Source organism: Parapedobacter pyrenivorans (assembly GCF_014636865.1).
GTDB classification, from domain to species: domain Bacteria; phylum Bacteroidota; class Bacteroidia; order Sphingobacteriales; family Sphingobacteriaceae; genus Parapedobacter; species Parapedobacter pyrenivorans.
Window position 1 is genome coordinate 122,776 of the sequence record NZ_BMER01000004.1, and the last position, 12,445, is coordinate 135,220.

Annotated in this window: 13 protein-coding genes; 11 read left to right on the plus strand and 2 right to left on the minus strand. The window is 50.2% G+C overall.

Features of this window, described 5'->3' with window-relative positions; genetic code table 11:
• Positions 1-375: 375 nt before the first annotated feature.
• Complete coding sequence (locus tag IEV98_RS17630) at positions 376-990, minus strand: Crp/Fnr family transcriptional regulator (protein ID WP_188507352.1); 615 nt, start codon at positions 988-990, stop codon at positions 376-378.
• 426 nt (positions 991-1,416) lie between these two features.
• On the opposite strand from IEV98_RS17630, the gene IEV98_RS24610 reads away from it, so the two are divergent.
• The 7 genes from IEV98_RS24610 (at position 1,417) to IEV98_RS17660 (ending at position 6,178) form a co-directional block, all read left to right on the plus strand.
• Complete coding sequence (locus IEV98_RS24610) at positions 1,417-1,548, plus strand: hypothetical protein (protein WP_262892491.1); 132 nt, start codon at positions 1,417-1,419, stop codon at positions 1,546-1,548.
• Between the two features lie 87 nt (positions 1,549-1,635).
• The gene (locus tag IEV98_RS17635; RefSeq protein ID WP_188507353.1) at positions 1,636-2,694 is read left to right on the plus strand and encodes a lysophospholipid acyltransferase family protein; all 1,059 of its coding nucleotides are present in this window, start codon (positions 1,636-1,638) and stop codon (positions 2,692-2,694) included.
• A gap of 106 nt (positions 2,695-2,800) precedes the next feature.
• Positions 2,801-3,823, plus strand: coding sequence for a sensor histidine kinase (locus tag IEV98_RS17640; RefSeq protein ID WP_188507354.1), 1,023 nt, complete (start codon positions 2,801-2,803; stop codon positions 3,821-3,823).
• Between the two features lie 3 nt (positions 3,824-3,826).
• On the plus strand, positions 3,827-4,567 hold the full coding sequence (locus IEV98_RS17645; RefSeq protein WP_188507355.1) for a LytR/AlgR family response regulator transcription factor: 741 nt from the start codon (positions 3,827-3,829) through the stop codon (positions 4,565-4,567).
• Position 4,568: 1 nt separating this feature from the next.
• On the plus strand, positions 4,569-5,144 hold the full coding sequence (locus IEV98_RS17650; protein WP_188507356.1) for a hypothetical protein: 576 nt from the start codon (positions 4,569-4,571) through the stop codon (positions 5,142-5,144).
• A gap of 52 nt (positions 5,145-5,196) precedes the next feature.
• Positions 5,197-5,496 carry a helix-turn-helix domain-containing protein gene (locus IEV98_RS17655; protein WP_188507357.1) on the plus strand — a complete coding sequence of 100 codons (300 nt, stop codon included), beginning with the start codon at positions 5,197-5,199 and terminating at the stop codon, positions 5,494-5,496.
• A gap of 355 nt (positions 5,497-5,851) precedes the next feature.
• Positions 5,852-6,178 (plus strand): DUF6970 domain-containing protein, encoded by a 327-nt coding sequence (locus IEV98_RS17660; protein WP_188507358.1) that lies wholly within the window; start codon positions 5,852-5,854, stop codon positions 6,176-6,178.
• Positions 6,179-6,263: 85 nt separating this feature from the next.
• On the opposite strand, the gene IEV98_RS17665 is transcribed toward IEV98_RS17660, so the two are convergent.
• Entirely contained in the window at positions 6,264-7,430 is a 1,167-nt protein-coding gene (locus IEV98_RS17665; RefSeq protein WP_188507359.1) for a TlpA disulfide reductase family protein, read from the minus strand.
• Between the two features lie 366 nt (positions 7,431-7,796).
• Here IEV98_RS17665 and IEV98_RS17670 point away from each other — a divergent pair, with 366 nt between their 5' ends.
• The 4 genes from IEV98_RS17670 to IEV98_RS17685 are packed head-to-tail and all read left to right on the plus strand — an operon-like array spanning position 7,797 to position 12,298.
• Positions 7,797-10,163 (plus strand): TonB-dependent receptor, encoded by a 2,367-nt coding sequence (locus tag IEV98_RS17670; RefSeq protein ID WP_188507360.1) that lies wholly within the window; start codon positions 7,797-7,799, stop codon positions 10,161-10,163.
• 20 nt (positions 10,164-10,183) lie between these two features.
• Positions 10,184-11,356 carry a PepSY-associated TM helix domain-containing protein gene (locus IEV98_RS17675; RefSeq protein WP_188507361.1) on the plus strand — a complete coding sequence of 391 codons (1,173 nt, stop codon included), beginning with the start codon at positions 10,184-10,186 and terminating at the stop codon, positions 11,354-11,356.
• A gap of 29 nt (positions 11,357-11,385) precedes the next feature.
• On the plus strand, positions 11,386-11,826 hold the full coding sequence (locus IEV98_RS17680; protein ID WP_188507362.1) for a hypothetical protein: 441 nt from the start codon (positions 11,386-11,388) through the stop codon (positions 11,824-11,826).
• Positions 11,768-12,298, plus strand: a complete 531-nt coding sequence (locus IEV98_RS17685) for a hypothetical protein (RefSeq protein ID WP_188507363.1) — start codon at positions 11,768-11,770, stop codon at positions 12,296-12,298. The genes IEV98_RS17680 and IEV98_RS17685 overlap by 59 nt, the downstream gene beginning before the upstream one ends.
• Positions 12,299-12,445: the final 147 nt, after the last annotated feature.

The window sequence follows — 12,445 nt, forward strand, 5'->3', positions numbered from 1 at the left end:
GGATTTTAAAATAGTTATTTGCCTGCTTGACGATCCGGTAGGCACGCCGGTCGCGAAGGCCCCCTGCTTCAGGCGGGCGTCCGCAAGCTTAGCGGGAAGGGCGCGTATTTACGATCGTGTGTGAATGCTTTAGTTGCTCCGAAAGGTAGCCGAGGTGCTTGGTAAACCATCCTGGAGAAAACATCGAGGTAACGGATGATCAGTTGGATGTAACGAAAGGTAAGCCGGGTGATTTGTGTCCATTGGATCCACCTGACCGCAATATGAAATCCGGTGCTCTCCTTGCTATGCCGTGTGTTTGTGAATGCATTGCCCATAGTACAAAAATGCACACAGGCGATGACGCCCACAGTCCGATATCGGACTGAATTTACATCATGGAAGTTTGTTGAAGGCTGCTTTGGCTGTAAAATACTGGCTCCGGCTCATGTGCAGGTAGGCGATCTGTTCTTTTTCATCCAACAATGCAAACAGCTCATGCATATGGATGCGGAAGACAGCGTACCGGCTATTGGTGGGCTTGAGGACGAGGAGCAGTAATTCTTCCTGGCGCTGCATGCGTCGCTGCTTCAAAACGTGCAGCAGCTCGCTGATGGAAAGAAAGTGCTGTTGTGCGTATTGCATGATCGCAGCAGGGATAAGCAGGAGCTGCGTGTCTCGTAGAAAATGGATGCTGGCCGTGTGCGGCCGGCCGGTAAACAGGTGCATGGTGCCAGTGAAATATTCGCCTGGCCTAACCAACCAGTTGTAGATCTGCCTGCCGCTGGCAAGGTGTTCTACACCAACCACCAAGCCGGAGAGGACGAAGCACCAGAATGGCCGTGCATCGCCGGCTGTGGTAAAATCGGTGCCAGCCCGGTAGGAGCGGATCTGGCTGTGATTAAGGAGGTAGCCGCGCGCCTTTTCTTCCATTGCTACCCATTGCCTTGAATACGTAAAAAAGCGCTCCATATTGGTAAGTTGATGGGGAAAGTTAATGGCGTTATGCATTACTGTCAAGTGACAGGGGGTGGCAGGTAAGGCAATTTACAGGCAACTTGCTAATAAGCAATGGGAAACATAGCTATTTTAAAAAGGCTTGCACGATTGAAATACGCGTTTCGATATTGCGCGTTTCCGGAATAGAAATATCCTGGTATTTAGCCCGCCTAAATGCCGTGACTAGGGGAGACATCAACTATAAAACCGCAAGCAAATCGTTAAATGGATGCCGGAAAACGGTCTCCAGTGGTGACACGCACTGATGTGATGCCCGTTGTAAAAAAATAGAACATTTGACCAGTTTACGTTGCCACACGCCTGTTTACGGGATGAAATTGCCTAGCCTGCCCGGTAGCCCCATGTTTGTGAAAGCAGGAGGGGGCCGCGCCTGTAAGGAACATAGACGGCAATTGCAAACACAAACACCAAATGGACATGGTAGATTTACTTTCCCCGCAGCTGATTGATCAGCTGCAGCAGGTGCTAAGCCAGCCAATCCCCTTTGATCAATTTCTGAAAGACGTGGATTGGGGCGATATCGAGCCCTGCGATGAGTTCATCCTCTAGCCCGGGTGATGGACAACACGGGTGTATTGGATGGAGCATGCACTCCATCCAATCACCTTATTAAACCGTAACTTGAATTACCCAACCATGGATAAGTATAGACAGACTTCACAGCGGATTGCTGAATTCGCGAATCGACTTAATCCCTTTGAAACGCCGGACCGGCTTCAGCAGTTTTCACTATTCAGTGCAAACCTGACTAATTTTCTTCCGGTATTGGATTATGGATGCCACTTGCCGTTGTACCGGCAGGCTTACATCAACCAACAGCTATCCCTGCTGGACGAACGTTATTTTGGGTCGCAGCTGCCGGTAGCCATCAACGGCTGGGATGATGACGTTACGGAGCGCCTACGGTCGCATCCCGGCATCATTTGTACGTTTCATGCCGGTTCGTACCGCGTGATCAATTACTTGCTGGCAAAAAACAAACTGCCTTTTGCTTTGCTGATTGCCCATCGGGCGTTCGAACAGCAGGGCGCAAAATTTAAACGGCTTTTTAGGTTGCTTGGGAATAACCATGGCCTTCGCCACGAGTTGCAACTGGTAGATGCCGAACAGCGGTCTACCGTGTGGCAACTGATGCGTCTGCTCAAACGTGGGTATAACATTGTCTTGTACCTGGATGGTTTTACCGGATTGTCGGTAGCTGACACGGCTAAGTTGGAGCGGCTACCGTTTCTTGGCCAACACTTGTTTTTGCGCAAAGGTGCGGCATATCTTGCCCAAAAGCTAGGGGTACCGCTCCATCCAATCTATTGTACCCGCTCAGCTGAGGGAGCCATCCAATTCACGGCTAATCCCTCATTTATCCCCGCAATGGCGGACTCCGGGATTGCTTCGGAATGGGCATTATCAAAAATTCTGGATGATTTTGCGGGCATGCTGCTGCATGCTCCGGCACAATGGGAGAACTGGTTCTTTCTGCATCACCAGTTTGCAACGCAAGAACTGCGGGGTCCGTATATCTTGGATGATGGAAACCAGGCATTTGCCGGCAATGCGCCGGAAATTTCCGAATACGGGATTGTACGTAACGGCAGGCGCTTTTTTCTGTTGAAGAAAAGGGGATATGAAATGTATTCGTTGCCAGAATCGGCTATGCAGGCCATTTTAAACGTTTGGAAACGACAGGTGGGTTCGTGAAAAAAATGATTCTTTGTACCTTGGGCGGAAATCTAAATTGATGAAGTCTCCAGAAAAACTTAGCGGAATTGTCCTCAGCCTATTACATGTCGGATTGATAACCTCAATGATTACGCTCAACACCGTGTACAATCTCAAAATGCGTGAAGAAGTAAATATCGTCAATGTGTTGGCATATACGGCGCTTTCGCTGGTGGTGATATACATCCTGATGGGCAATTTTTTTCTGATCTTCTCCAGGACAACGTGGGTGTGGGGGCTGTTGCTTATGGGCGTGGTGGTTTACGCAATTATCAAAGTGAACCATAAGTTGATTTACGACATATTTCCATCCTCATTGAAAGTAATTCCCAATCGACAGACCGATCGCACACTGGAAGAGTTCATCATCATGGCGATACCCCGGCTGTATTATTACACCATCATTGCCCTTTTTCTCGTTGCCGCGCACCGGCTGAGTGCGGCATTGATCAATATGTTTAAGACAACACGCGAAAAACTGGAAGTGGACATTGCGCGGTTGGAGGCGGAGAAGCGTGCCCAAGAAATGGAGTTGCGCGCACTCGGCGGACATTTCAATCCGCACTTCCAGTACAATGAACTTAATGGGATAGAAGATGAACTTCTGGCCTTGATGGGCGAACAGGGAAAACCGCTTGGTCGGCGTATACAGTCGCTTGCGGATATTCTGAAGTATAATGCCGAAAATGTGTTGGAAAACCGAGCCATCGTGGTGATCGAAAAGGAGTTGGGGTTGTTGGATTTGTACCTTAACGCGAGAGACAATGGCAGGACAGATCTTAAACAGCCCGTATTACAGATTATAGGCGAGTCAGCTGGGGAGAAAATTGTAGCGATGACACTCATCTACCTGGCTGAAAACGCATATACACATGGCCGGTTTGATACCGAACCGCTTACCATCATCATCGATTTTAAGGATGACTATTTTTCCGTATGCTTCCGCAATCAGATTGGCCGCAAGAATACCAATCAAAGCGCTTCGGGAGGAGGGTTGGCGGTGGTGCGACGACGGCTTGAATTGGCTTTCGACGACCGGTACGCCCTGGATACCCGAGTGGATGGTGATTTCTTTGAGGTGACATTAACTATTCATCAAATGCTATAACTTATGCCAGTATTTAAAGTATATATCTTAGATGACGATCCCCGTGCCGTAAGGAAACTCAGTAGGTTGGTATACGATAACCCGAACCTACTGCTCGTCGGCTCGCAAACCGATCCGGAGGCCGGCCTGTTAGAAATCGCGCGGTTTAAACCGGACATTCTTTTGCTTGACCTGGAAATGACGCCGTTATCGGGATGGGAGGTGATCCTTCGGCTGGACAAAGGGGTGAAGGTAATTCTATGCACGGCCGATGCCCGCGCCGGTAGCCAATCCTATGAAGTGTCTGCCGCCGATTACCTGGTAAAGCCTTTTTCGGGAGCTCGGTTTAATGAGGCGATTCTGCGCGCATCGGGTGCGTTGGAGAAGCGGCCTACGCCGGCCATCCTCGGCCATGAAACGTTATATTTTACAGCCGGGGGTGCTTCGAACCCGGTGGAGATAAACCCACTTGATATCGAAATGATTGAAGCCTGCGACCATCGTTGCCGCATTTTCCATACCTATGATGCCATATTGGTTGACCAAAGTTTCAAAGAGGTGGAACGGATGCTTCCTGCTTCATTGTTTATGCGGATCCACAAGAGTTTTATGATCTCGCTCAAACGATACTATCGCCACCAAAATGGCAAGGTGTACCTGAAGAACGTGGAGCACGAGGCGTGCAAAGTGGTGCCGATCGGTGACAAATACGGGCCTAAATTTTACCAGTATCTGCTAGACAAACAGCATAAAACAACAGAATAACATGTTATTACATAAATTGGAAAACATCGGCCAGCAGGTGGATGTAGTGCGTCGTCGATTGGAAAATACGGCTGACTTAAATGATGACATAACAGCTTTAAATAGTATGTCTTACAATGCATTATCTGAATTAGGGGAGCGCTATCAGCGTTTGGGAGATAGCCTTAATGCAAGGCGGAACCTGCAGGAAGCGATTCAGCCTGCCTTGGAGCTACCTATTGAAGCGAGGCGCATGTATGTGCTGGATCAATTGTCGTTTTATGAGCGTTTTGTCAGCGAAATGATGACTTTCCTGACGGGCAGTGACTATGGCCGGTGTATTAGTTTTTCATTGTCGGTAGAAGAACTCCTTTTTTTTCTTCGCCTTGTGCTCGAAGAGCAGGTAATGGATGCCGGAGCCCTCAAACCGATATTTCTCTTCCTGAGTAGACATGCGAGGACAAGCGGCAGTGACACGCTGTCTTACGAGAGTCTCCGGAAAAAGTATAGCGCCGTGGGCGAAGGCGCCAAGAAAAGAGTGGCCGCGCTGATGGCTAACTTGACGGATCGCGCCGCACATCATGCACGGCACGATTGATTATTAAACCGTACACCATTATACATTTACCAAACACAGAACGGAGTTCGCTATGGAAAACAATCCCTATCTTTCGTATCCCGGCAAAGGCAAAAATGTGATGGAAGCCATCTTCCCGTTGCTCAACCTGCTTGCCGAACTACTCAAACGTCTCCTCGCTGGTCTGGGAAACCCAGCCCACAAGCATGGATTGCTACTACCTGAGGAAGTAACCATGATGCTGCGCATCAGCATCCGCACGCTGCGACGCTACAACGAACGCGGCATCCTGCAACCGCTTCGCATCGGCGGTATGCGGTATTACCTGATGAGCGATATCATAGAATCGGGTAGGCGAGGAAACACCGGTTGATCGTTGCCCCCGCCGGGGAATCAACGGCGGGGGCAGTTACCATGTTGCTACCAATTGCTTACCATTCACTTAGTCCTCCCTTAGTCTTCGCTTACCATTTCCTTACCTCGGCGTTACCAGTTCTTTACCAGTTCTTTACCAGTTCCTTACCAGTTTCTTACCATTTCCTTACCAAAGCTTTACCTCGGCTATACCAATTCTTTACCAATTGCTTACCAAAGGGGTAAGAAAAAGGTATAAAAAGGGTAAACGAAGGGTAGGCAATGCGTATGGGAAGGGATACCGGAAAGTATAAAATGAATAGTCGCGTAGCGAAACGATGTTGCACTTCGTCTTACACGGAAACTGACCAACGATGAAAAGAATAACCGCCTTATACGCGTTGCTGATCGTTTCGGTATTGTCGTGCTCCAAGGAGGATATGGGCAACGAAATTCCGGCTTGTGTGCTGAAGAAAGTAAACGAACTGAAAGCAAATGATGAAGGCCCGCAAGGCGTATCCATGAGTGAATACCTTTTCGAAGGGCGTCGTGTATACGTGGAAAACAAAGGGACCTTCGCGCTTGTCTACGATAAAAATTGCAATACCATCGGCATGCTCGGTGGCTTTGCCGGAAATACGAAGGTAAACGGCCGCGATTTCGCAGAAGCCAAACTCACCCGCGAAATTTGGAAACGCTAATAGCACTGAAAAACCAACCCAACGATGGCCAACCCAGTGGATTCACTTCACTATGAATGATAGGAGGGTAGTGCAAACGTCGGTGCTAATCCAGTTGTTCCAGCAGCGCCGTCACTTCTTCTGGTGTAGGATCTACCGCGAGTATTTGTTTATCGCCATCCACCAGCACCATGGCACCACCGAGGTTGGTAATTCCGTACTTGTGCCACACGCCGTATTGGCTTTCCAGATCCACCAGGTTCACTTGCCAAGGGAGCTGCTCTCGCTCTAGTAATGCCTCAAGCGATTGCGTATCCCGGAGTTCCCGGGCGATATTGATAATACCGAACCCCTTATCCTTGAAGACTTCATAGACCGGCACCATGGTACGAGCCTTGCTGATACAGGGGCCGCACCACGAGGCCCAGAAATTGAGCAGCGTGGCCTTGGGTGCCAGAAGCGTATCGGCCAGCACCAGCTTGCCGGTTAGGTCTTCGGCCTTGAAGGGGATGTATTGCTTGCCCTCCTCCAGTTGGTACTTGCCGTTGAGATAGGTGCCGATCATATCGGTATACGGGTGATCCGGAAAACGGGCTGCAAAAGTGGAATAGTGCTTATTAGCGGTTTTGAGGGAATGGGCGTCGTCTTCAGCCATCAGTATCAAATCCTTGATGAGCTGGTAAGACACCAGCGTGGGGTGCTCGCTGATGTAAGCGTCTACCCAGCCCAGGTAATCGATATTCAATAGGGAGTCTTGCGTGGTTGCCTCCGCCTCGGCTAGTTGGCCTGCTGCTACAAGATCCCGCAGGCTATCAATCTGTACCTCGCGGGTGGCTACCTGCTGTTGGAGATCGGCCCGGATGCGGTGGTATTCGGTGGTCAGCGGGCTGCCGGTAACCGTATTCTCCGCGTAGCGCTCGCCGGGGTAGAGCGTTACGTAAATGTCTGGCTCCGGAAAGATAACGTAGGCTCTCAAAAAACCTTCGAAATTTTCTTCGGGTATAAGCATGTAGGCCGCAGCGCTTTTGGCAGGCAGGGTAAAAAAGAACTTGCCATCGATGACCGGCACAATGAGCTGATTGGAATAGGGATGCTCATGGGCTTTGCAAACGACAATGTTTTTGCTGTTGCCATCAACCAGCTCGCCGGCAACGAGGTAAGTATCCTGCATGGTGGGCGTATGTTCGCCGCGTTTTACGGTCTGGGCAGTAGTGGTGGTTACGCAGGCGGCCAGGCAAATCGCCGATGCGGCGAATAGGGTAGTGATGTTCATTCTAAACTCCTTTCAAACTTAGATAATTGATAATGTTAAGACGAAGATAAACGCGAGCTCGGAGGATCACTAGCGTTTTAACATTTTTAACACACTGGTATGCAATATGTTAAAATGTGTTAATGCCACAAACAAAAGCGTAACAGTGTAAACCGGTCGACTGTACAGAATGACAACCAACATCATAACCGACATTTACGACATGAGCTAATTGGCTAGCCTAAAAAAATGCCAATTCTTTGTTTTAATTCATTCTAAATAATAATAACTTTGCCGCCACTACCGATTACGACGGTGAAGCAACACTGTCTTACGCAGTAGCCATTTAGTTGCAGTCTTTAAACTCACATTATAGTCATCATTAATATGCATTCGTTACGAATTGAAGTCGCTAATTCCAGAAAATACGGGCTACGCGCCGTACTTGTTTTTAGCTTATCCTTGTTTTTCCTTTCAGCCAGCGTTGCCCAGCAGGGGCTGCCACCTGCTGCTGGTAAGGCCGCAGTATCGGGAACGGTAAGCACCAGTGATGGCAAGCCGGCCGGCTTCGTGACGGTGAGCATCCGTGGGCAACGCAGTACGCAAGCGGATGAGCAGGGGCGGTTTACATTGGAAAACATCGAACCAGGTACACACACGGTGGTGGCCAGCTATGTGGGGCTACAAACCCAGCAGAAGCAGGTAACCGCAGTGGCCGGCGGTATAAACAAAGTGACATTCATCCTCTATGAGGATGCGCAAACCCTGCAGGAGGTGGTGGTAAACGGCGAACGCGTAAATAGGTTTGCAAACAAGGAAACCGAATACGTAGCAAGGATGCCGCTCACCAATCTGGAGAATCCGCAGGTGTATAGCGTGATCACCAAACAGCTCATGCAAGAACAGGCTTCTTTTACCATTGCCGAATCGATGCGGAATGCGGCTGGTGCCCTGCCCGTTATTAACCCATCCGGGGGCTTGAGTGTCTTCTTCAGGGGGTTCGGGACGGGGATAAACGCCCGGAATGGCATGGAATCGACAACGGAGCGGTCTGCCATGGACCTAGCCAATGTGGAACGGATCGAGGTGTTGAAAGGCCCGTCGGGCACGTTGTTCGGTTCATCGGTGTCGTCATTCGGCGGGGTGGTAAACCTAGTAACCAAAAAGCCATTGGATGCCAAACGTACCGAGATCAGCTATTCGACAGGTAGCTTTGGACTGAACCGCCTCACGGCCGACGTGAACACGGTGTTTGATACCGAAAAGACAATCCGGTTTAGGGTGAATGGCGCCATGCATCGGGAGCGGAGTTTCCTTTCTTATGGATTCAATAACACGTTTCTGATCGCACCGAGCCTGAACTATCGCGTCAATGAGCGATTGACGCTGAATGTGGACGCGGAGTTCTTAAACGTGCACAACACCCAGCCGATGAATTTCATTATCCAGTCTGCAGACATCCGGCAGCCTAAAGACCTGCGGCTGGGTTACCGGGAGTCTTTGTACCATAATAACGTAGACGTAAAGAACCATGCCACGCGGTTTTTTGCCGAGGGGGTATATGCGCTTTCCAGCAACTGGAAGTCTACGACGCTGTTTTCATACATCTCCGAAAACGTGGATCGCAGCTACCAGCGCCCCGTGATCTGGACGTCACCAACGCAGGCCACGCGGGCATCCGCGGTCTATGGGCCGGTTTATAATGGCTATACCAACGTGCAGCAAAACTTCAACGGGCAGTTCCGCACCGGCGGTATCACCCATAATTTGCTTCTGGGCGGAAACTACCGCAACTATACGGGTAGCTTCCTGTTTGCGGAAGGGACCGTGATCGATGCCGTAGACGTAACGGGTGATTTTCAGCCTGTGCTTAAGCAGCAAATCGACGAATTGGTTAGCTTCGAACCTTATCCTACCCCCACGCAGCACAATGCCAGCCTTTATGCTTCTGATGTGGTGGGGCTAACGCCACGCCTCTCGGCGATGCTCTCGCTGCGCTTGGACCATTTTAACCGCAAGGAGATGGAAGGTGAGGAGGGCTTTAAACAGACGTCACTCGCTCCTAAACTCGGTTTGGTGTATCAAATGGTGCCGCAACAGGTTTCGCTATTTGGTAACTACATGAGCGGTTTCCAGAATGTGGCCCCAGTGGTGCAACCGGATGGCAGCCGGCAGACGTTGGACCCCTTGTTTGCCAATCAGGCGGAAGGGGGCGTTAAAGCGGAGCTCTTCGGTAAAAAAATGAGCTTCACCGCAAGCTATTATTACATCCATATCGACAACGCGATCCGTATGGATGCGGACATGTTTACGATACAGGATGGCCAGCAAACGAGCAAAGGGATAGACCTGGAACTGATCGCGGAGCCGGTGGTGGGCCTCAACGTCGTGGCCGGATATGGTTATAACGATAATCGGATTGTAAAAGCTAGTAATGAGGCCATTGAGGGCAACAAGGCTGCCAGCGCGCCGGAAAGTGTAGCCAATGTTTGGACATCCTACACATTCCAGCAGCAATTGAAAGGATTGGGGCTTGGCGTGGGGGTTAATTACGTAGACAAAATGTACCGGGCTAGCGACAATCATTTTTTCATCCCGTCCTATACGCTGGTTAACACCGTATTATACTATACCCGGCAGGCGTGGGGCATCCAATTGAAGGTAAATAACCTGACAGACCAACGGTATTGGGACAACTGGGGCAACGCGCAGGCGCCGGCTAATTTTGTGGCTAACCTGACGTTTAGGTTCTAACTGGATACCGGATTTCCGCGATGACCGTCAGAAAATTGTTTCGTAAGATCCACCTTTGGATCGGCTTGGGATCCGGCGCGATTGTCTTCATATTGGGGATAACCGGGTGCATACTGGTGTTTGTGGATGAGCTAAAGCCGTTGGTGTACCAGCAACGGCTTTTTGTGCCATCGGCCACCGGACAGCCACAACCGCTGTCGGCGCTGCTCCAAACGGCCGAGGATGCTTGGGGCGAAGCAAAACCGGTTACGGCCATGGAAATCTATAATGATCCGAAGCGCACGGTGCATTTCAGGGCCTATCGGGGGAGTGACCGGGAGGGAACGTGGTATTGGGATGCCAAACAATATTACGAATCGGTGTTTGTAGACCCGTATACCGGTGGGGTTGTAGCAACCGAAAATTCCGAGTTTGAGTTTTTCCGTGTTGTGCTCTTCCTGCATTGGAGCCTGCTCTTTTCCAATCCGATCGGGCAGCCTATCGTGGGGGTGGCTACCTTGCTTTTTGTGCTGTCACTGATTACGGGCCTGATTCTTTGGTGGCCCAAAAACAGGAAGGCGCGACGTACCCGGTTTCGGTTCCGTTGGAAAGCGAGTACCCGGCTTAAGCGGAAAAATTACGACTTGCATAACATATTGGGATTCTACTCGATTTCCTTGTCTTTTATCATTGCGCTTACCGGGCTGGTATGGGCGTTTCCTTGGGTAAATGACGGCGTGCAATGGCTCGCCAATGTGGGGACGAAATCTGAAACCCAAAGGATTGCCCCCCTGCCAAATGAACCCATGGAGGAGGAAGCCGGCGTGATCGATAAGGTGTATGCGGCTGTGCATGCGCGGTACCCGGATGCCTCGGGGTACCATGTTTACTTCGGGCAAAGTGATGATGCGCCCATCAATGTATTGATACGCTACCGGGGCACAACATGGCGAGACGTGGTTGAGCAATACAGCCAGTATTCGGGGAATTGGCTAAGCACCGCTAAATTTTCGGACAAAAACCGCGGGGAGAAACTTAGAAGTATGAATTATGACATCCACGTGGGGTCCATCTTAGGACTGCCGGGCAAAATATTGGCCTTTCTCGCAAGTTTGATTGCTGCCTCCCTTCCGGTAACCGGTTTTATCATCTGGTACAACCGCAAATGGAGGGAAAAAAGGGTGAAGGGTAAAGGCGTAGCGAAACAGCACTAGGTCTCGTCTTATACGAAAACTGACCAACGATGAAAAGAATAACCATCTTATGCACACTGTTGATTGCCCTCACATTATCTTGCGGTAAAAGGGAATTGGGGAACGAAGAAGTACAGGATTGTAAATCCGTTCCTTGTACGTATGAATTGCGCTGGATCAGCGTGAAACTTGTAGACCAATCGGGTAATCCCGTGGCATTGGAAAGGATGAAAGTGACCCGCTTGGCTGACGGCAAGGAGCTAACCCGAACCTATGACAGTAGCCAATGGGCAGCGTTTAGGAGGCTCGGTAGCTATCCGGTTTCTGGCGACCTCGACCGGGAGCATATCCCGAAGTTTAAACACACTAAGCTCCGTTTTCAGGGCTATATCGGCAAGCGTGAGGTGGTCAAAGCCGATTACGTGGTTACGTTTGATTGTTGCCACATCAGCTTGGTATCCGGCGATGTGGAACTGGTGGTGCATCGATGAGATCATGAACCAAACCGCCGCTCGCTTGTTTACCATCGTGGAAACCAACGCATGCGGATTTGCCATGGCCAAACAGAAAATAGCTCGTAAGACCCAAATGGAAGAAGCACGGAAGCTGGAAAAAGAAGGAAAAGCTGCCGATGCGCTGAAAATATACCGTGCCCTGGCTCGGCGTAAACCGCTGAATGCGGATGCTTACAGCCGGATGATGATCATCCTGCGCAAGCAAAAGAAGTACGAGGCCGAGCTCAAGATTATCAGGCAAGCCATTGCCGCCGCCGAGCACGTCATTGCATCCAATCAGCAAGCCTTTGATGAAAAGAACCGGGATTCGGCCGCACTGAGCCGTAAACTGGCCAAGTCGCTCGGCCTGTTGAATGATAAAGGGTTTCCGGTATACGAAGAGCCCCAGCTACGCGCCTGGCGCAATCGGGAAGCCGTGGTGGAGAAGCGGCTCGAAAGCCGGCGTTGATGATTGCCTTTAGATCATAGCCAATCGGAGTGAGCTCGTATTCGACCCCGGGGTGGTACTCCGGCATATACCTTTTGTGGTGCCCGATGTTTTCAGGGAATAATAAACTGATGACCTTTTTCATCGATATCGATATACGTGTAAAAA

Coding starts and splice junctions, on each gene's coding strand:
- IEV98_RS17655 (WP_188507357.1), top strand. CDS start 5,197: ATGGAAAACAATCCCTATCTTTCGTATCCCGGCAAAGGCAAAAATGTG.
- IEV98_RS17630 (WP_188507352.1), bottom strand. CDS start 990: ATGCATAACGCCATTAACTTTCCCCATCAACTTACCAATATGGAGCGC.
- IEV98_RS17660 (WP_188507358.1), top strand. CDS start 5,852: ATGAAAAGAATAACCGCCTTATACGCGTTGCTGATCGTTTCGGTATTG.
- IEV98_RS17680 (WP_188507362.1), top strand. CDS start 11,386: ATGAAAAGAATAACCATCTTATGCACACTGTTGATTGCCCTCACATTA.
- IEV98_RS17640 (WP_188507354.1), top strand. CDS start 2,801: ATGATTACGCTCAACACCGTGTACAATCTCAAAATGCGTGAAGAAGTA.
- IEV98_RS17675 (WP_188507361.1), top strand. CDS start 10,184: ATGACCGTCAGAAAATTGTTTCGTAAGATCCACCTTTGGATCGGCTTG.
- IEV98_RS17645 (WP_188507355.1), top strand. CDS start 3,827: ATGCCAGTATTTAAAGTATATATCTTAGATGACGATCCCCGTGCCGTA.
- IEV98_RS17665 (WP_188507359.1), bottom strand. CDS start 7,430: ATGAACATCACTACCCTATTCGCCGCATCGGCGATTTGCCTGGCCGCC.
- IEV98_RS17635 (WP_188507353.1), top strand. CDS start 1,636: ATGGATAAGTATAGACAGACTTCACAGCGGATTGCTGAATTCGCGAAT.
- IEV98_RS17650 (WP_188507356.1), top strand. CDS start 4,569: ATGTTATTACATAAATTGGAAAACATCGGCCAGCAGGTGGATGTAGTG.
- IEV98_RS17670 (WP_188507360.1), top strand. CDS start 7,797: ATGCATTCGTTACGAATTGAAGTCGCTAATTCCAGAAAATACGGGCTA.
- IEV98_RS24610 (WP_262892491.1), top strand. CDS start 1,417: ATGGTAGATTTACTTTCCCCGCAGCTGATTGATCAGCTGCAGCAGGTG.